This window comes from Chitinophaga sp. NPDC101104, assembly GCF_050277495.1.
In the GTDB taxonomy this organism is placed as follows: Bacteria; Bacteroidota; Bacteroidia; order Chitinophagales; family Chitinophagaceae; genus Chitinophaga.
Genome location: NZ_JBNNSF010000002.1, coordinates 18,864 through 37,645 on the forward strand (window position 1 = coordinate 18,864; position 18,782 = coordinate 37,645).

18 protein-coding genes and 1 pseudogene are annotated in these 18,782 nt (G+C 52.3%); 15 read left to right on the plus strand and 4 right to left on the minus strand.

All coding sequences use genetic code 11. The features are described 5' to 3' along the window. Nucleotides 1–89: 89 nt before the first annotated feature. The 10 genes and pseudogenes from map to carA form a co-directional block, all read left to right on the plus strand. The gene (map, locus tag ACQKLP_RS18625) at nucleotides 90–896 is read left to right on the plus strand and encodes a type I methionyl aminopeptidase (protein WP_427324383.1); all 807 of its coding nucleotides are present in this window, start codon (nucleotides 90–92) and stop codon (nucleotides 894–896) included. A gap of 180 nt (nucleotides 897–1,076) precedes the next feature. Then, on the plus strand, nucleotides 1,077–1,295 hold the full coding sequence (gene infA, locus ACQKLP_RS18630) for a translation initiation factor IF-1 (RefSeq protein WP_012789309.1): 219 nt from the start codon (nucleotides 1,077–1,079) through the stop codon (nucleotides 1,293–1,295). Between the two features lie 34 nt (nucleotides 1,296–1,329). After that, nucleotides 1,330–1,446 (plus strand): 50S ribosomal protein L36, encoded by a 117-nt coding sequence (gene rpmJ, locus ACQKLP_RS18635; protein ID WP_072360626.1) that lies wholly within the window; start codon nucleotides 1,330–1,332, stop codon nucleotides 1,444–1,446. 46 nt (nucleotides 1,447–1,492) lie between these two features. Further along, nucleotides 1,493–1,873: a 30S ribosomal protein S13 gene (gene rpsM / locus ACQKLP_RS18640; RefSeq protein WP_427324384.1), complete on the plus strand. Its 381-nt coding sequence runs from the start codon at nucleotides 1,493–1,495 to the stop codon at nucleotides 1,871–1,873. Nucleotides 1,874–1,984: 111 nt separating this feature from the next. Continuing rightward, nucleotides 1,985–2,383 carry a 30S ribosomal protein S11 gene (gene rpsK / locus ACQKLP_RS18645; RefSeq protein WP_126246789.1) on the plus strand — a complete coding sequence of 133 codons (399 nt, stop codon included), beginning with the start codon at nucleotides 1,985–1,987 and terminating at the stop codon, nucleotides 2,381–2,383. A 170-nt stretch (nucleotides 2,384–2,553) separates the two neighbouring features. Beyond that, complete coding sequence (rpsD, locus tag ACQKLP_RS18650) at nucleotides 2,554–3,159, plus strand: 30S ribosomal protein S4 (protein ID WP_427324385.1); 606 nt, start codon at nucleotides 2,554–2,556, stop codon at nucleotides 3,157–3,159. Between the two features lie 77 nt (nucleotides 3,160–3,236). Then, nucleotides 3,237–4,232, plus strand: a complete 996-nt coding sequence (locus ACQKLP_RS18655; RefSeq protein ID WP_427324386.1) for a DNA-directed RNA polymerase subunit alpha — start codon at nucleotides 3,237–3,239, stop codon at nucleotides 4,230–4,232. Nucleotides 4,233–4,341: 109 nt separating this feature from the next. Continuing rightward, nucleotides 4,342–4,827 (plus strand): 50S ribosomal protein L17, encoded by a 486-nt coding sequence (gene rplQ / locus ACQKLP_RS18660; protein ID WP_126246792.1) that lies wholly within the window; start codon nucleotides 4,342–4,344, stop codon nucleotides 4,825–4,827. A 363-nt stretch (nucleotides 4,828–5,190) separates the two neighbouring features. Beyond that, nucleotides 5,191–6,000, plus strand: coding sequence for a hypothetical protein (locus ACQKLP_RS18665; protein ID WP_427324388.1), 810 nt, complete (start codon nucleotides 5,191–5,193; stop codon nucleotides 5,998–6,000). 128 nt (nucleotides 6,001–6,128) lie between these two features. Next, a pseudogene (gene carA, locus ACQKLP_RS18670) lies at nucleotides 6,129–7,142 on the plus strand (glutamine-hydrolyzing carbamoyl-phosphate synthase small subunit); the annotation flags it as partial. An 847-nt stretch (nucleotides 7,143–7,989) separates the two neighbouring features. Here the strand turns inward: carA and ACQKLP_RS18675 are convergent. Further along, the gene (locus ACQKLP_RS18675; RefSeq protein ID WP_427324389.1) at nucleotides 7,990–9,183 is read right to left on the minus strand and encodes a pyridoxal phosphate-dependent aminotransferase; all 1,194 of its coding nucleotides are present in this window, start codon (nucleotides 9,181–9,183) and stop codon (nucleotides 7,990–7,992) included. Between the two features lie 114 nt (nucleotides 9,184–9,297). Beyond that, nucleotides 9,298–9,702, minus strand: coding sequence for a DUF1573 domain-containing protein (locus ACQKLP_RS18680; RefSeq protein ID WP_341841119.1), 405 nt, complete (start codon nucleotides 9,700–9,702; stop codon nucleotides 9,298–9,300). A gap of 218 nt (nucleotides 9,703–9,920) precedes the next feature. Between ACQKLP_RS18680 and ACQKLP_RS18685 the strand changes: the two genes are divergently transcribed. The 5 genes from ACQKLP_RS18685 to ACQKLP_RS18705 all read left to right on the plus strand — a co-directional run bounded on the left by ACQKLP_RS18685 (nucleotide 9,921) and on the right by ACQKLP_RS18705 (nucleotide 16,089). Further along, nucleotides 9,921–12,296 (plus strand): alpha-ketoacid dehydrogenase subunit alpha/beta, encoded by a 2,376-nt coding sequence (locus ACQKLP_RS18685; RefSeq protein WP_427324391.1) that lies wholly within the window; start codon nucleotides 9,921–9,923, stop codon nucleotides 12,294–12,296. A 112-nt stretch (nucleotides 12,297–12,408) separates the two neighbouring features. Continuing rightward, complete coding sequence (locus tag ACQKLP_RS18690) at nucleotides 12,409–13,338, plus strand: DnaJ C-terminal domain-containing protein (RefSeq protein WP_427324392.1); 930 nt, start codon at nucleotides 12,409–12,411, stop codon at nucleotides 13,336–13,338. A 20-nt stretch (nucleotides 13,339–13,358) separates the two neighbouring features. Then, the gene (locus tag ACQKLP_RS18695; RefSeq protein WP_427324393.1) at nucleotides 13,359–13,703 is read left to right on the plus strand and encodes a hypothetical protein; all 345 of its coding nucleotides are present in this window, start codon (nucleotides 13,359–13,361) and stop codon (nucleotides 13,701–13,703) included. Between the two features lie 604 nt (nucleotides 13,704–14,307). Further along, nucleotides 14,308–14,460: a hypothetical protein gene (locus tag ACQKLP_RS18700; RefSeq protein ID WP_427324394.1), complete on the plus strand. Its 153-nt coding sequence runs from the start codon at nucleotides 14,308–14,310 to the stop codon at nucleotides 14,458–14,460. A gap of 672 nt (nucleotides 14,461–15,132) precedes the next feature. Next, the gene (locus tag ACQKLP_RS18705) at nucleotides 15,133–16,089 is read left to right on the plus strand and encodes a D-2-hydroxyacid dehydrogenase (RefSeq protein WP_427324395.1); all 957 of its coding nucleotides are present in this window, start codon (nucleotides 15,133–15,135) and stop codon (nucleotides 16,087–16,089) included. A gap of 361 nt (nucleotides 16,090–16,450) precedes the next feature. On the opposite strand, the gene ACQKLP_RS18710 is transcribed toward ACQKLP_RS18705, so the two are convergent. Continuing rightward, nucleotides 16,451–17,161 (minus strand): YebC/PmpR family DNA-binding transcriptional regulator, encoded by a 711-nt coding sequence (locus tag ACQKLP_RS18710; RefSeq protein ID WP_126246802.1) that lies wholly within the window; start codon nucleotides 17,159–17,161, stop codon nucleotides 16,451–16,453. A 141-nt stretch (nucleotides 17,162–17,302) separates the two neighbouring features. After that, nucleotides 17,303–18,751 (minus strand): amino acid permease, encoded by a 1,449-nt coding sequence (locus ACQKLP_RS18715; RefSeq protein ID WP_427324396.1) that lies wholly within the window; start codon nucleotides 18,749–18,751, stop codon nucleotides 17,303–17,305. Nucleotides 18,752–18,782 lie beyond the last annotated feature (31 nt).

Consider the following 18,782-nt stretch of genomic DNA (forward strand, 5'->3'; position numbering starts at 1 on the left):
ATATTGGCAGCCATCCTGAACTAATGAGCAGGATGGCTGTTTTGTTTACGGCAATGCCGTCTCGGCATTTTTAGTTAATTTTGCATGTTATGATTCATTATAAGACAAAAGAAGAAATTGAGCTGATGCGGGAAAGTGCCCAGCTGGTAAGCGCCACGCTCGCAGAGGTGGCCCGCCGGCTGAAGCCAGGCATGAGCACGCTGGACGTCGACGCCATCGCGGAGCAATTCATCCGCGACCACGGTGCGGTGCCCTCCTTCAAAAATTATAAAGGGTTTCCCAATACCTGCTGCATTTCCGTGAACGAAGCGGTGGTGCATGGCATTCCCAATGCATATGTGATCAAGGAGGGCGACCTCGTTTCTGTAGACGTAGGGGTGTTCAAGAACGGATTCCATGGCGACAGTGCCTATACCTTCGCGATAGGGGAGGTCCCGGCGCATGTACGGAAGCTGATGACCGCTACGAAGGTGGCGCTCAACAAGGGCATTGAAAAGGCCATTGTGGGCAACCGGGTAGGCGATATCGCCTATGCCATCCAGGACTACCTGGAGAAGGAGCGGGGATATGGCGTGGTGCGTGAGCTGGTAGGCCACGGATTGGGCCGTAACCTCCATGAAGACCCCCAGGTGCCGAATTATGGCCGCAGGGGCAGCGGTGCCGTGCTGAAGGATGGATTGGTGATCGCGATCGAGCCGATGGTGAACCTGGGTACCCGGGACGTGGAGTACCTGGAAGATGGTTGGACGGTTGTGACGAGAGACCGGAAGGTGTCGGTGCACTACGAACATACGGTTTCGGTGCAGAAGGGGAAGGCCGACGTGCTGTCCACTTTTGTGGAAATCGAGGCGGCTGAGCAGCAAAACCCGGTGTTGGCGGCGGCGGTGGCGCAATAAAATGCCCCATGCCTATAAGTAATCCTATATACATATCATCTTGCTTTGTAGATAGTTGTAGAATTATTCACAACAAGTGGGGGGACTTTATCCACAATCCGGATATTTAAAAATATTATTTGCCCTAAATTTTTCTCTTTCAGAAACTTTTATGGTATCTTTGCATTCCTAAAAATTTTTATGGCGAAACAGGCACTGATTAAACAGGATGGTATTATTCTCGAAGCCTTATCAAATGCGATGTTCCGGGTGAAACTGGAAAACGGGCATGAGATTCTGGCCACCATTTCTGGGAAAATGCGGATGCACTATATTCGCATCCTGCCGGGCGACAAGGTTGGGGTTGAGATGAGCCCTTATGATTTGAGCAGGGGTCGTATAATTTTCAGGTATAAATAATAAAATACACTAGTAGATTTATAACTATTGACTCATGAAAGTAAGAGCTTCCATCAAGAAAAGAAGTGCAGACTGCAAGATCGTTCGCCGCAAGGGTAAATTGCTGGTGATCAACAAAAAGAATCCCCGTTTTAAGCAACGTCAGGGATAATCGCATCTGTTACTCATTATAAAGAATAATAAACTAAACAATTAATATGGCACGTATAGCCGGTATTGATCTTCCTAAAAACAAAAGGGGTGAAATTGGACTGACTTACATCTTCGGAATCGGTCACTCCACCGCAGTGTATATCCTGAATAAGGCGGAAATTGACTTGAACAAGAAAGTGAAGGATTGGAATGACGATGAGCAAGCTGCGATTCGTAACATTATCAATGGCGAGCTGAAAGTTGAAGGTCAACTGCGTTCCGAGGTTCAGATGAACATCAAGCGTCTGCTGGATATCGCCTGCTACCGTGGTCTGCGTCACCGTAAAGGTCTGCCGGTTAGAGGCCAGCGTACCCGTACCAACAGCCGTACCCGTAAAGGTAAGCGTAAGACGGTTGCAGGTAAAAAGAAGGCACCGAAGAAATAGTGATAAATTCCCTGGTCTGCTGGTCCTCCGTCCAAATCCGGGAGGCGGCGGCATAAGGGGTTTTTATAGACAAGCGGATTTGGAGTTTCATAGTTGGAATTTTAACGTATTATGGCAAAAGCATCAAATACTAAAGCTGCCGCTAAAAAGAGGGTAGTAAAAGTGGATAACTTCGGAGATGTACATATCTCTGCAAGTTTCAACAACATCATCGTGAGCATCACCAACAAGCAGGGTCAGGTTATCTCCTGGTCTTCTGCTGGTAAGATGGGCTTCAAGGGTTCTAAAAAGAACACTCCTTATGCTGCTCAGCTGGCTGCTAGCGATGCCGCCAAAACTGCAATCGACGCTGGCCTGAAAAGAGCTGACGTATTTGTGAAAGGACCCGGCGCCGGCCGTGAAAGCGCAATCCGCGCCATCGCGAATTCCGGTATCGAGGTAACCCTCATCAAAGACGTTACTCCGCTGCCGCACAACGGTTGCCGTCCTCCGAAAAAGAGAAGGGTATAGTCTCGAGATATTCCGATACGAATTATCCGGTACAATTGAACTTTTGTACCGGTTAATTCGTATTCGTAATTAATATTTTATTACATTTATTATTCACCAGTGGGTGCACGATCGGATTTTAAGATTTTTAAATGAGCGTGCATCGGAACTAAAAATCTGCAACACAGAACATGGCAAGGTACACAGGACCAAAGACCAAGATCTCCAGGATTTTTGGAGAGCCTATCTTAGGCAATGGCAAGTATTTAGGCAAGAACAGCAACCCTCCCGGTCAGCACGGCGCACAGCGCAAGCGTAAACAACTGGGCGAGTACGCGCTGCAGCTGAGAGAGAAACAAAAAGCGAAGTACACTTACGGCGTACTGGAAAAACAGTTCCGTAACCTCTTCGAAGAAGCGAACCGTCGTAAAGGCGTTACTGGTGAAGTATTGATCAAATTGCTGGAAGCACGTCTGGACAACACCGTGTTCCGCATGGGCATCGCTCCTTCCCGCCCGGCTGCCCGTCAGCTCGTTTCCCACAAACACATTACCGTTAACGGCGTGGTGGTGAACGTTCCTTCCTACCAGCTGAAACCCGGCGACATCGTAGGCCTCGAAGCTAAATCCGCAGGCAACACCGCGGTGACCAGCCAGGTTCGCGGCAAGAACCCCAAGTACAACTGGGTAGACTTCAACGAGAAAGAACTGAGAGGTACTTTCATCGCTTACCCCGAAAGAGAATCTGTTCCCGAAAACATTAAGGAGCAGCTGATCGTGGAATTGTACAGCAAGTAATAACGTTATAGCCATCCCGTAACCCGGGATGGCTATATCCGTAAAACATACCTTAAAAACATAAATCAAGCATATCAATGGCAATTCTTAATTTCCAAAAGCCTGACAAGATCGTTTTGCAGAAGTCTACCGACTTTGAAGCTCAATTCGAATTCCGTCCGTTAGAACCGGGTTATGGTGTGACAATTGGTAACGCGCTCCGCCGCGTGCTGTTGTCGTCTTTGGAGGGCTATGCCATTGTGGGTATCAAGATCGAAGGCGCTGATCACGAGTTTGGCACCCTGAAAGGGATCACGGAAGACGTTACTGAGATCATCCTCAACCTGAAACAGGTTCGTTTCAAGAAAATCGTTGAGAATGAAGTAAGCAGCGAGAAAATCCAGATCTCTATCAAGGGCAAAACCGAGTTCCGGGCAGATATGATCGAGAAAGCGACCAACTCTTTCCAGATCATGAACCCCGAACTGCTGATCTGCACCCTGGATCCTTCCGCCAAGCTGGACATCGAGCTGACCATCGGCAAAGGCCGCGGTTACGTTCCGGCAGAGGAAAACAGACCCAAAGATGCAGTGTTTGGTTATATCGCGATCGATTCCGTGTTCACGCCCATCAAAAACGTGAAATACAGCATCGAGAACACCCGTGTGGAGCAGAAGACCGACTACGAGAAACTGATCATGGAAGTAGTGACAGACGGTACCATCCATCCGGAAGAAGCGGTAAAACAAGCTTCCCGTATCCTCATCCAGCACCTGATGATCATCACCGATGAAAACATCAGCTTTGATACCAAAGACGCTGAGAAAGAAGATGTGGTAGACGAACAAACCCTGCAGCTGCGCAAGATCCTGAAAACTCCCTTGGAAGATCTGGACCTGAGCGTACGCGCATTCAACTGCCTGAAAGCGGCCAAAATCAACTCCCTGAGCGAACTGGTACAGTACGAACAGGAAGAGCTGATGAAATTCCGCAACTTCGGTCAGAAATCCCTCAGCGAGATCGAACAAGTGCTGGGCGAAAGAGGCCTGCATTTCGGTATGGACCTGTCCAAACTGAAACTCGACGAAGAATAGTATTCATTTCGTAAATCACGCCGCCGTTAGGATGGGCGTGATTTGCATTTTATAACAAGTACCTTGCAATTCCTGACACGGTGCGAGGGAAACCAAACAACAAAAAGTCATGCGTCACGGAAAGAAATTGAACAAACTGAGCCGCACGTCCGCTCACCGCAAAAGCCTCATGAGCAACCTGGCTTGCGAACTCATTGCTCACAAACGTATCACCACCACCCTGGCTAAAGCCAAAGCACTCCGCGTTTACGTAGAGCCCCTGCTGACCCGTGGTAAAACCGACGACACCCACAACCGTCGTATCGTGTTCAGCTACCTGCAGGACAAAGAAGCTATCCAGGAACTGTTCGGCCCCATCAGCGAGAAAATCGCCAGCCGTCCCGGTGGATACACCCGTATCATCAAGCTTGGCAAACGTATCGGTGACAACGCCGAAACTGCGCTGATCGAACTGGTTGACTTCAACGAAATCTACGGTAAAACTGCCGCTGCTGATAAAGCTCCCGCCAAGAAAACCCGTCGTGCCGGCGGTAAGAAAAAGGCTGAAGCTGAAGGCGCTGAAGCACCCGCTGCTGAAGAAAAAGCTGCTGAGTAGTTTTTCGAGAAAGCTATACAGAAGGGATAAGGTTCATACCTTATCCCTTTTTTTATGCAGGAAAGGAAGAAATGGATTTTTGAAAAGAGGGATTCCGGAGCTGCTGCAAAATCACGTTTTTTGATCGCATCATCACCACTTTGTTATGAACGATAAATGGAAAAGGTGGATGGAGGTTGCCCGGGTTTTACGTGAAACGCCAGGGGCTGAGATCTGCTGCCCCGAATGCAAAGCAGGAAAGCTGGAATTTAAAGACGAATTGATCATGAAAAACCTTGACCGCTTCGTGGTTCACGGCCGCCAGATTTTGAATACATATAGAAAAAACGTAATTTAGCGTCACCGGCACCTAATATCCTCCCTATGAACTACATGAAATGCCAGCACTGTACCGAATACAGCGCATTGAAATCCGAATACCTCACGTTCTGCGACCATTGCGGCAAGAAATTTCCCGTCATTTATAAAGATTGGCTGGCACATCATCCGGATGGCAACCTCGACGCATTCGGGCTGGAGAACGGTATTTCCGGGGAGGAATTTGCCGCACTGGAGCGCCGGAAGGAGCGGAAGGCCCATTTTACGCTGCGGAAAAAAGCGACGCTGGCTTTCGGGATCGTTTGCTTTGTGGCGGTCCTGGGACTGAGCTTCCTGTACGGGCCCTACCTGATGGCGTTTTTCAGGGAGCCCAGGGTGTCACCCACGCTGCTGCAGGCCGATCAATGGCGGACTTTTAAAGGGCATCTCATCCGGATCCAAACACCATTGTCTCTGCGGCCCGAATCCCCCGACGACCGTCCCAATATGCGCAGAAAGGCCTTCCAGGCCGGCGGAAGGGCAGAAGGGATCATGATCAGGATGGAAGAATCGGTATTCCTGGCGCAGGCCAGCGTGGTCCTGGAGGAGGCGGCGCAACGGACGGCCCGCGAAATGGAGATCAAACCCGGCGTATCCCGGTTCAGCTATACTTCCCGCGAACTGCAAGTGGACGGCCAGCCGGCGCTGTTACAACAGGGGACGTACGTGTTGCAGGAAACTTCGCCCGTTGCTTTTCAAAGCCTCGTTTTCGTAAAAGGCGGCAGCCAGGTACAGTTGTTAGTGACCCATTCGGCCGATGATCCTGCCGGTAAACAGACTGCTGACAAAATCATGACATCCATTCATATGAATTGATCGGAAAAACCTGCACGAAATTCAAAATCATGCCCTAACTTTGCGCAGTTTTAATCGTCCTTTTCGGGACATAAAAAAAGTAAGGGTAAGAAGAAATGCCGCAGACTATCAGATCCACACAGCCTGCCATGCTGTTGCTCGAAGATGGCACCGTTTTCCACGGAAAAGCGTTCGGTAAAGTAGGTACCGCGTCCGGGGAACTTTGTTTTAATACCGGGATGACCGGCTACCAGGAGGTGTTCACAGACCCTTCCTACAAAGGTCAGGTGCTGATCATGAACAACTGCTACGTAGGCAACTACGGCACCAAAAAGGAAGACGTGGAATCCAGTTCCGTAAAGATCAGCGGTCTGATCTGCAAGAACATCGCTTCCAACTACTCCCGTAAAATGGCCGACCAGAGCCTCGCCACTTTCCTGGAAGAGAACAACCTGGTCGCGATTCACGAAGTGGATACCCGTGCGCTGGTGGCCCATATCCGCAACAAGGGCGCCATGAACTGCATCATCTCCTCCGAAATCCTGGACGAACAGGAGCTGGCCAAGCGCCTGAAAGAAGTTCCCTCCATGGAAGGCCTCGCGCTTTGCGCCGAAGTATCTACCAAAGAACCTTATTTCGTAGGTGACCCCAACGCCGAGATCCGCATCGCGGTGCTGGACAACGGGGTGAAGCGCAACATGCTGAAATGCCTCTCCGAAAAAGGTGCCTACCTGAAAGTGCACCCCACGCAAACGTCTTTCGAAACCTGCGAGGAGTTCAAACCGCACGCTTATTTCATTTCCAACGGCCCTGGCGACCCTGCTCCGCTGACTTACGCCGTGGAAACCATCAAGAAAGTACTGGCCGCCGAGCGCCCGCTCTTCGGCATCTGCCTCGGGCATCAGCTGCTGGCTATGGCCAACGGGATCCCGACCTATAAAATGCACCATGGCCACCGCGGCCTGAACCACCCGGTGAAGAACCTGCAGACCGGCAAATGCGAGATCACTACGCAGAACCACGGTTTCGCGATCGACAAGCAGGCGGTGGAAGCTTCCGAGAACGTGGAAGTGACCCATATCAACCTGAACGACAATTCCGTAGAAGGTATCCGGATCAAGAACAAACCGGCGTTTTCGGTGCAATATCACCCGGAAAGCACGCCTGGTCCGCACGATTCGCGTTACCTGTTCGATGATTTCTTTACAATGATCCGCAATCATACCAAATAAGGTGTGAATGCGACAAGATAGGGAAGAGGCCTCCGCACAGGGGGCCTTTTTTTATGCCCTGAAATGTGGGATAGGGGAAAAATGGACGGTCCTGAGGAGTCAGGACCGTTGCATTTTAAAATTCCACGTTATGAAAACTAGCGAAAGGTACCATGCGGTAAAGCACGATACCTACCTTGTCTTTTCATTACATGACAATAATAGGAAAAATTCGGCGAGATGAGGATTTAAAAAGGGGCTAAGTTTTCTTGAAATAGAGGATTTCAAAATGCAATCGGTTGGAGAGGGCTGAAATTGTATGGGAAAAAAAATACGGCTCTGTGAACAGAGCCGTTTGCCTTTATAAATTCCACGTTATGAAAAACTGATACAAAAATATGTTGTTTGGCTAAAACGTTTTAGTTAGTCGCCGATTTTTTACATAATGTTGATAATGCAAAGGTCGGGCCATTTTCCCATTTGTCAAAATTATACAAGTTAATTTTTTGCAAAGCAGGTTTAGAAATTTGCCTAACATGTATTTTATATTTTGTTATTTGATTAATCTGCACCTTTGCGTCCTGATTACACAGTAAATGTAGGCATAAAAATCAAATTTCAAAACAGTAAGTCATTAAAATTTATAGTTTTTATCTGAAAAACATCATATAGAATTATTTATAATGTAAAATCTTGCTGCTGCCAGGCTTTCCAGGCCATCGATCGCAAAAACATGATTTTTGTCAGTTTTTCAGATTTAATACTTTTTTAACTCATACTGACAGGAAACGCTGACAGTTTAGCGGCGGCCGGGATACACCTCCAACGCTTTTGTCAGTGCCGTCATGGCCTTATCGATCGCTTCCAGGTTCAAGACGTACGCCAGGCGCACTTCCTGCTTGCCAAGGCCCGGAGTGGCGTAAAAGCCGGTGCCGGGAGACAGCATCACCGTTTGCTGGTCGTAGCTGAAATCTTCCAGCAGCCATTGGCAGAATTTGTCAGCATCGTCGATCGGGAGCTTCGCCATGGCGTAAAACGCACCGCCCGGATTGGGGCAGAACACCCCGGGGATGCCGTTGAGGCGCTTCACGAGCAGGTCGCGGCGGCTCTTGTATTCCGCCTTGATGCCGTCGAAATAATCTTCCGGCAGGTCTACGGCAGCTTCCGCAGCGATCTGCGCGAAGCTCGGCGGGCTCAGGCGGGCCTGGGCGAACTTCATCACCGAATCCAGCAGTGTTTTATTGCGGGTCACCAGGGCGCCGATACGGCCGCCACAGGCGCTATAGCGCTTGGAAATGGTGTCGAACACCACCACGTTGTCTTCCAGGCCTTCCAGCTGCAGGGCAGACAGGGTGGTGCCGTCATACGCGAACTCGCGGTACGCTTCGTCGGAGAAGAGGAAGAGGTTATGTTTTTTGCAGATATCCCGCAGCACGTTCAGTTCCTCGGGACTGTAGAGGTAACCGGTCGGGTTGTTGGGATTGCAGATGAGGATGGCTTTGGTTTTGGGCGTGATCTTCTTTTCGAAGTCGGCAATGGGTGGCAGGGCGAAGCCGGATTCGATGCCGGAGGTCACGGGCACCACTTTCACTTCCGCTTCCACGGCGAAGCCGTTGTAATTGGCGTAGAAGGGCTCGGGGATGATCACTTCATCGCCCGGGTCGAGGCAGGCCATGAAACCGAAGATAATGGCTTCGGAGCCGCCGGTGGTCACGATGATCTGGTTGTAATCCACCTGGATGCCGAAACGGTCGTAATACGTGGTGAGTTTGCGGCGGTAAGATTCGTTGCCTGCGCTGTGGCTGTATTCCAGGACTTTGAAATGGGAATTGCGCACCGCGTCGAGCACGGGTTGCGGCGTTTCGATATCGGGTTGCCCGATGTTGAGATGATAAACCGTAACTCCTTTCTTTTTAGCTGCTTCCGCGAAGGGTACCAGTTTTCGGATCGGAGAGGGCGGCATGATCTGGCCGCGCTGACTGATGTTCGGCATTTGGTGTTGGTTTTTAGCGAGGCAAAGGTAAGGCAACTCGCTATGTTATGGACGATATTAAACAAAAATGCCCCCCGGTTGTCCGGGAGGCATTGCTATTTGCTGTTGCTTTTTTTAGTTTTCAACCGTTCCTGTGAGGAATAGTTCCTTCTCCTGGTCAACTCCCTTTAACTTCAGGTAGATGGTTTTCATCGGTTTGCCTACCGCATTCGCGCTGTAGGTGGCCGTGATGGTACCTGCCTTTCCGGGAAGGATGGGCTCTGCCGTCCATTTCGGGGTGGTGCAGCCGCAGCTGGGTTTGGCAGCTTCGATCAGCACGGGCTCTTTGGAGACGTTGGTGAATTCGAAAGTAACGGTTACGGGTTTGTTGAGCTTGGTTTTACCGAAATCAACTGTTTCTTTCTTGAATTTGAGCTTGGCGTCTACTGCATTAGTCGTTCCGCCGCCGTTCTGTGCCTGCGCCCACAGTGAAGTGGTAACCAGTAAAGTTGCAAATAGGGATACAACGAATTTTTTCATGATAATATTGGTTTTTTAGTCGATTGGTTAAACATTTACGTTTCTACCAGTTTCCAATTCAAATTTACGGCCAAAAACTGAACCGTGCATATCAAGATATTAAAAATTTCTTAAAAATTTAATTTTTACGCGATGAGCGCGGGCATTTACCCATTCATCAATTTCCCCTACATTTGTGCTTTAACAAGGATGGCATGATCGAAAACAACGAATTAGCTATGAATATGCAAAGCCAGTTGTCATTTGAGGAGTTCCGCAGGGAAGTTTTGAATGATTACAGGCTGGCCTGTATCAGCAGGGAAGTAAGCCTGCTGGGCCGCCGGGAAGTTTTGACCGGCAAGGCCAAATTCGGGATATTTGGCGATGGCAAGGAAGTGGCGCAGATCGCGATGTCCAAATATTTCAAGCCGGGCGATTTCCGTTCGGGCTATTACCGCGATCAGACGTGGGCTTTCGCAACGGGTGTGGCCAATGTAGAGCAGTTTTTCTCACAGCTGTATGCAGATCCGGACCTGGCGAACGATCCTTTTTCCGCCGGCCGCCAGATGAATTCGCATTTCGCCACTCCTAATATCGATATGGACGGTAACTGGCTGCCGCTCACCGCGCAGAAGAACACCGCTGCGGATATGGCGCCCACTGCCGCACAGATGCCTCGGGCGCTGGGCCTGGCCTATGCTTCCAAGCTGTTCCGCGAAGTGCCGGAGCTGGAGGGGATGACGCACCTTTCCCACCAGGGCAACGAAGTTTGCTTCGCCACTATCGGCGACGCATCTACGAGCGAGGGCCATTTCTGGGAAACCGTGAACGCCGCCGGCGTGCTGCAGGTGCCGCTTTGCATTTTTGTGTGGGACGATGGATACGGTATTTCCGTTCCCCGCAAGTATCAGACAACCAAAGGTTCTATCAGCGCCGCGCTGGAAGGCTTCCGGAAAGGGGAGCAGACCAACGGGCTGGAGATATATAATGTAAAGGGATGGGATTACGCCGGCCTTTGCGAAGTGTTCGAGGAAGGGATCCGCAAAGCCCGTGAAACCCACGTGCCCGTGCTCTTCCACGTAGAAGAGATCACCCAGCCACAGGGGCACTCCACTTCCGGCTCGCACGAGCGGTACAAAAGCAAGGAACGCCTGGCCTGGGAAAAGGAATTCGACTGCAACAGCAAAATGCGCCAGTGGATCCTCGTGAACGCACTGGCCGACGAAGGCGCCCTCCAGGAAGTGGAAGCCGAAGCCAAAGTGCTCGCCCACGAAGGCCGCAAACGCGCCTGGGAAAAATACATCGCGCCCATCAGGGGCCAGGTGCAGGGGCTGACCGCCATCCTCAAAAACCTCGTCGAGGAAGGCCGGGTGGAAACGGAACTGGTACAGCATACCATCCAGGAGCTGGCCGCCAACCGTGAGCCCCTCCGCCGCGATATCCTCAAATCCGCCGCGCATATCCTGTTCCGCTACCCGCGCGATTTTTCCCCGGTTTTGAACGATCTGCAACTGTTTTACGACAACCAGCTCGTCACCGAAAAAGAAAATTACAACAGCCTCCTGTACGCCACGGGTGCCAATTCGGCGCTCAACGTGCCGGAAGTGCCGGCCGAATATGCGGCAGACGCTCCCGTGCTCAACGGCTACGAAGTGCTGAATAAATACTTCGATCAACTGTTCACCGACAACCCGCTGGTATTCGCTTTCGGCGAAGATGTGGGCAAGATCGGCGACGTGAACCAGGGCTTCGCCGGCCTCCAGGCCAAACACGGCAAAGTCCGCATTTCCGATACCGGCATCCGCGAACTGACCATCATGGGCCAGGGGATCGGGATGGCGCTTCGCGGCCTGCGGCCCATCGCGGAAATCCAGTACCTGGATTACCTGCTGTACGGCCTGCAGCCCCTGAGCGACGATGTGGCTTCCCTGCAGTACCGCACCCGCGGCACGCAGTTCTGTCCCATCATCGTCCGCACCCGCGGCCACCGGCTGGAAGGGATCTGGCACTCCGGCAGCCCCATGGGAATGATCATCAATTCCCTGCGCGGCTTCTACGTTTGCGTGCCCCGCAACATGGTGCAGGCGGCAGGGATGTACAACACCCTCCTGCGCGCCCACGAACCGGGGATCGTCATCGAATCGCTCAACGGTTACCGCCTCAAAGAGCGCATGCCGGAGAACCTCAACGAATTCACGGTGCCCATGGGCGTTCCGGAAATCCTGCATGAGGGTACCGACATTACCATCGTTTCTTACGGCAGTACGCTGCGCATCATCGAGGAAGCCATTCAAACCCTTTCCGGGCTTGGCGTTTCCTGCGAACTGATCGATGTGCAAACGCTCCTGCCTTTCGATACCAGCCATTCCATCCTGGATTCGCTGAAAAAGACCAACCGCATCCTTTTCGTGGACGAAGACGTGCCCGGCGGCGGCACCGCTTACATGTTCCAGCAAGTGATGGAACTGCAGGGCGGTTACCGTTGGCTCGACGTGGCGCCCCGCACCCTGTCTGCCCAGGCGCACCGCCCGGCTTACGGTTCCGACGGCGATTACTTCTCCAAGCCCAACGTGGAGGATGTGGTGAAAGTAGTTATGGAAATGATCAGGGAATAACGGACCTGCAACGATATGCCGTGAAGGTACGTGCCCCCTGTATGCGCAGGGGGCATTTTTTATGGACAGCGGGGCCAAACAAGGCCGGCGCACAAATTGTTATACTGGAAATATGGACTATAAAGATTATTACAAGATACTGGGCGTAGATAAAAAGGCGAGTGCCGACGAGATCAAGAAGGCTTATCGCAAACTGGCGGTCAAGTATCATCCGGACAAAAATCCCGACGACAAGCTCGCGGAAGAGAAGTTCAAGGAATTGAACGAGGCATATGAAGTATTGGGCGATGCGGAGAAGCGGAAAAAGTACGACGAGTTCGGCGAGAACTGGAAGTATTATGAGCAGGCCGGCGCGCAGCAGGGCGATTTCGACTGGAACCGCTGGCGGGCGCAGCAACAGCAGGGCGGCAGACAGCAGTACGACGCCGAGGACATGTTCGGGGAAGGCGGGCAGTTTTCCGATTTCTTCGAGCACCTGTTCGGCGGCGGGTTCCGCAGCCGCGCACAGCAGGGGCGTTCGCGCACGCGGCGTGGCGGGGATTTGCATGCTACGATGGACGTGAGTATCGAAGACGTCTACACGGGCGCTACGCGGCAGATCAATGTGAACGGACAGAAGTTGAATCTGAAGATAAAGAAGGGTACGGCGGATGGACAGGTGTTGCGGCTGAAAGGTAAGGGCAGTCCGGGTTTGAACGGCGGCGAAGCGGGAGATTTGTTGATAGAGGTGAGTATTGTACCGGGATCGGGATTTGAGTTGAAGGGGAAGGATGTGTACCTGGAAGTGCCGATTGACGTGTATACGGCGATTTTAGGCGGGAAGGTGCAGGTGCCGGTGCCGGGGAGTGCGTTGCAATTGACGATCCCGGAGGGGACGGATAGCGGGCGGATGTTCAGGTTGAAAGGAAAGGGGTTGCCTGTTGCGGAAGGAGGGAGTGGGGAGCCGGGGGATTTTTATGTGCGGATCAGGATCACCGTGCCGCAAAACCTTACGGATGAAGAGAAGGCGATGTTCCGGAAATTGGCGAACAGGGATCAGTAAACCACAAAAAATGGAAGCTTATGTTACAAACGATCGATTACCTGGAAGAAATCCTCGAGCAGCAGCACCGGGCGGAATCGGAGGCGGCGCCTGATTTTTATGCAAGCGAGTTGCTGGAGATGCTGGGGTATACGCGGGAGGGGCTGCGGATGGCGCTGGACCGTGCGATGCAGGCCTGTGCGGCGCTGCGGATGCCCGTGACGTTGAATTTCCGGCGGATTTACTGCTGGCAGGGCGGGGAGATGTCGGAAGACTGGCAGTTGAGCCGGCTGGCGGGTTATTTATTGATTGTTAACAGTGATCCCAGGAACCCTGCGGTGGCGCAGGCGCAGTGGCTGCTCTTCAAGAAAAGTTATTCAATTTAATCTATATCGTATTCATTATCAGCCAATTGTTTGTTCATTGTCTTTCGTAATGTTCATTGTCTGTTCATTCTCCCATTGCTATTCGTTGGTTAATGGAATGAGATAAATTGCAGGCATAATCAAAATGAAAATTGCTTAGACGGTTCAAATAGGCTGAAAACGGGGGCCGTTCTGAAAAGGGCGGCCTTCTTTCAGTTTTCATTACAGTGGGGTTACCCGGGCGCCAGATCGAAAAGATTGTTTACCCATATCCTCTGAATTTTTCTGTGCGGACCTGGCCTGGTTTTTTTAAAAGATTTTTAACCATTTCCTATGATCGCCGGATTAACCACCCGGAAAAAACAGGTACAGGTTTTCTCTTTTTTTTTAACCCTCTGCTACATTTTTCTCCTCTTTAGTCTATACAAACGCGTGTGCGCTTTGTTAACCGCTTTATATCAAAAGAACATCTATCCATGCGTTAGGGGACAACAACCAAAATTTATTAAAACGTAACTGAATTATGGAAGCAAGATGTATCAGATGCAGTACGATCGTACACTCTCACAAGAGGCTTTCTGAAATCAAATGCCGCTGTGGCGGCCAATTGCAAAGAATGCGGTTCGTGGGGCTGATAGAGGGGCTTCACCCGCTGGGTAAGGAACATAATATGGAAGTAGGGGGGAAACTTTGTTATGGTACTTACCGGTCGATCTATGGAAATTTCGTGGTCGACAAGTTGAACAACCAGTTCCATAAAGTGACGCTGTTGCGATGAGGCATGCATTCCGCTACAGATGTACGAACACGTTTTTTTCATTTGGATGATCGACCGGTTGACATGAGGCTTCGCTTCCCATGCGAATCTTTTTTCCTGTTAAGTATAGATTTCGCATGAGGTAAGCCGCGGGGCCAGGTGCGCCGGGAGCTGGATTTTTTTGCCGGGTCGATGGAGCGATGGTACCTGGTGATCCGGCTATTAAATGATCCGGAGCAGTATGGTGCTGATATTGATGGTTGCTGCCGTTGATAATGTTACAACGGGAATTACCAGCGCGAATGCTCTCCTGAAGCCTTTTGTCACGCCAGATCATCCGGAATATTCCTGTACCAAGGAATTTTTATGGGTTTCCCATGAGTAATATATAAGGGTGATGTTGTTTGTTAACCAACTTCTTGATTTGTGCAGATTTTTTAATTGCCTGGTTTTGTTGATGTACCTGCAGTTATCCGCGCAGATCGATCATCCTTTCCATGTTGGTTTTTTTCACTGAAGGGCCGGTTTTCTTCCGTTGAACGGTGGGAGACCGGTCTTTCGGGGTTGGGTGTGGGATTCCCTTCCTATGCCTGGTCGCAACGGGATTTTTTGAAGGGTACGATATTGCCGTGCAGGCTTTTGATCGACGGCGGAATTGTCTATTTTTAGTCCTTCATCAAAAAGCCGGCACATATGAAAATCGTAGTACTGGATGGATATGCTTTACAGCCCGGAGATCTGTCGTGGGATGCATTAGGCTCCCTCGGCACCTTAACCGTCCACGACAGAACGGCCCCCGCCGATGTGGCGGCCCGCGCCCTCGGAGCAGAAATCCTCCTCACCAATAAATCCCTCATCCCCGCGTCCGTCATCCACCAGCTGCCAGCCCTTCGCTACATCGGCGTCATGGCCACCGGCTACAACGTGGTAGACGTTGCCGCAGCGCGCGCCAAAGGCATTATTGTCTCCAACGTTCCCGCATACAGCACGGCTTCCGTGGCCCAGCTCACTTTTTCCCTCATCCTGGAACTTTGCCAGGGCGTGGGTTTGCATGCAGACAGCGTCCGGAACGGCGACTGGGCGGCCTGTCCCGATTTCAGCTATTGGAAGATGCCGCTCACCGAATTATCCGGGAAAACGCTGGCTATCATCGGTTTCGGACAGATCGGGCAGGCGGTGGCGCGTATCGCCCTGGCGTTCGGGATGCGCGTGATCGTGAGCCACAAACATCCGGAGCGCGACCGGATGGAAGGCGTCACCTTCACGGACCAGGCCACCTGTTTCCGCGAAGCGGACATCGTTTCCCTGCATTGTCCGCTCAACGAGGCCAATAAAGGCTTCGTGAATGCCGTGCTGCTGGCTACGATGCGCCCTTCGGCCATGCTGATCAATACCAGCCGCGGTCCGCTCATCAACGAGCAGGATCTTGCCGATGCGCTCAATAATGGGGTGATTGCCGGGGCAGGACTGGATGTTTTATCAGTGGAGCCCCCTTCCGCAGACAATCCGCTGCTGACGGCCCGCAACTGCTACGTTACGCCGCACATCGCCTGGGCCACCCGTGAAGCGCGTTCCCGCCTCATGAACAAGGTGGTGGAGAATGTGAAAGCTTTCCTGGACGGGGTGCCGCAAAATGTGATCGGCGGGTAACCGCCTGGGCCACCCGCGAAGCGCGTTCCCGCCTCATGAACAAGGTGGTGGAGAATGTGAAAGCTTTCCTGGACGGGGCGCCGCAAAATGTGATCGGCGGGTAACCGCCTGGGCCACCCGCGAAGCGCGTTCCCGCCTCATGAACAAGGTAGTGGAGAATGTGAAAGCTTTCCTGGATGGGGTGCCGCAAAATGTGATCGGCGGGTAGCGGGAGCTGTCTTAAGGTTTCCTGAGCATTTGCGAGTAGCGGCCCTGCAGCCGTGATACGTTTGAAACAAACTATTAGCGCCTCGCGAAGGCGTTTCAGATAATAAAAAAGGCCCGCCAACCGGCGGGCCTTTTTGTTATTTCGTGGGTACGATTATCTCAGGTTGTGGAATACCTGCTGTACGTCGTCGTCCTGTTCCAGGCGGTCGATCAGCTCCAGTACTTCCTTGGCTTGTTCCTCGTTCAGTTCCACCGTGGTAGCGGGGATGCGCTTCAGTTCGGCGGCGATCACTTCCAGGCCTTTTTCTTCCAGCGCTTTCGACATGTTGCCGAATTCGGTGAAGGTGGCGCGAACGATGATGTTGCCTTCGCTGTCTTCCCCGATTTCTTCCAGGCCGAAGTCGATCAGTTCGAGTTCGAGGTCCTCGAGGTTCTGGCCGGCGTTTTTGATCTTGAATTCACCGAGGCGGTTGAACATGAAGCCTACGGAACCGCTGTTCCCAAGGCTGCCGCCGCATTTGTTGAAGTGCATGCGCACGTTGGCAACGGTACGGGTGGTATTGTCGGTGGCGGTGTCTACCATAACGGCGACGCCGTGAGGGGCATATCCTTCGTATACAACTTCTTCGTAATCAGTCTTGTCTTTCCCCATCGCGCGCTTGATGGCGGCGTCTACACGGTCTTTCGGCATGTTCACGCCTTTGGCGTTCTGGATGCATCGACGGAGAGCTGGGTTGTTATCGGGGTCCATACCGCCTTGTTTCACCGCCATGGCGATTTCCTTGCCGATACGGGTAAATTGTTTGGCCATGCGGTCCCAGCGGGCGAACATGGTCGCTTTTCTTACTTCAAAAATACGTCCCATAATGTTTGAAAGAGTTTGCCTTATGCTCCGGGGGGCCGGTGATAAGGAGGCTGCAAAAATATTAAATTCCCGTCAAATCCGGGATTACCGGAAATAAAAATCCCGCCATGGCTGGCGGGATTTTGTATGATGGGTGTTTGGTTACAGTTTGTTGCCGAGTTTGCTGTGATGCTTGCTGTAGGCGAAGTAGATCACGAGGCCCAGGCCCATCCAGGCGGCGAGGCGCAGCCAGGTATCGAGCGGGAGGGAGGCCATGAGGGCCAGGCAGATGATGATGCCGATGATGGGTACCACCGGTACCAGGGGCACTTTGAAAGCGCGCGGTACATCGGGGTCGGTTTTGCGCATCACGATCACGCCCACGCAAACCAGCACGAAAGCGAACAGGGTACCGATGCTCACCATTTCGCCCACGATGTGAACCGGAACGAAGGCGCCGAAAAGGCTGGTAAACACCATGAACAGGATGTTGGCTTTATACGGTGTGCGGTATTTTTTGTGAACCTGCGAGAAGGTTTTGGGCAGGAGGCCGTCGAGCGACATGGAATAGAACACCCGGCTTTGGCCCAGGAGCATCACGAGGATCACGGAAGTGTAGCCTGCGAGGATGGCCAGGATGATAGCCTGCTGCAGCCAGCCGTAGGGCGTTTTGGCGATGGCGATGGCTACGGGGGCGGCGCTATCCTTGAACTCGGTATAGTTGGCCAGGCCGGTCATCACGTGCGCGAAAAGCACATATAAAACGGTGCAGATGGCGAGGGAACCGAGGATGCCGATGGGCATGTCGCGCTTGGGGTTCTTGGCTTCCTGGGCGGCGGTGGACACCGCATCGAACCCGATGAAGGCGAAGAATACCACGGCAGCGCCGCGGAACAGGCCGGAAACGCCGAAGTGGCCGAATTCGCCGGTGTTGGCGGGAATGTAGGGATCGTAGTTGGCAGGGTTTACGTGGCTCCAGCCCACTGCGATGAATACCAGTACCACCGCAACTTTCAGGGCAACGAGCAAACCATTCAGCAGCGCGGATTCACGGGTGCCGCGGATCAGCAGGAGCGACAGCGCGATGATGATCAGGACGGCGGGGAGGTTCATGATGCCGGTTACCGTGGAACCATCGAGCATAGTGATGGTTTCGAACGGCGAGGCGGTGAGCTGTGCCGGCAAATGAATATTGTAGTGATGGAGGAATTTGACGAGGTATTGCGACCAACTGATGGAAACGGTGGCGGCACCGAGTGCGTATTCGAGCACGAGGTCCCACCCGATGATCCAGGCGAGGAATTCGCCCATGGTGGCGTAGCTGTAAGTGTAGGCGCTGCCCGCGATGGGGATCATGGAAGCGAATTCGGCGTAGCAAAGCCCGGCGAATGCGCATCCGATGGCGCCGATCACGAAGGAAAGCGTTACGGCGGGGCCGGCGTTGTTGGCGGCGGCCAGCCCGGTAAGGGAAAAGAGGCCCGCGCCGATGATGGCGCCGATACCGAGTGCAACGAGGCTGGTGGCAGTTAAAGACCTTTTAAGCCCTTTTTCAGAATCGGAAGCTTCCGAGAATAACTGTGCAAGCGGCTTTTTGACAAAGAGTCTACTCATACAAATAGAGGGTTGTGGTTGATATTAGCGG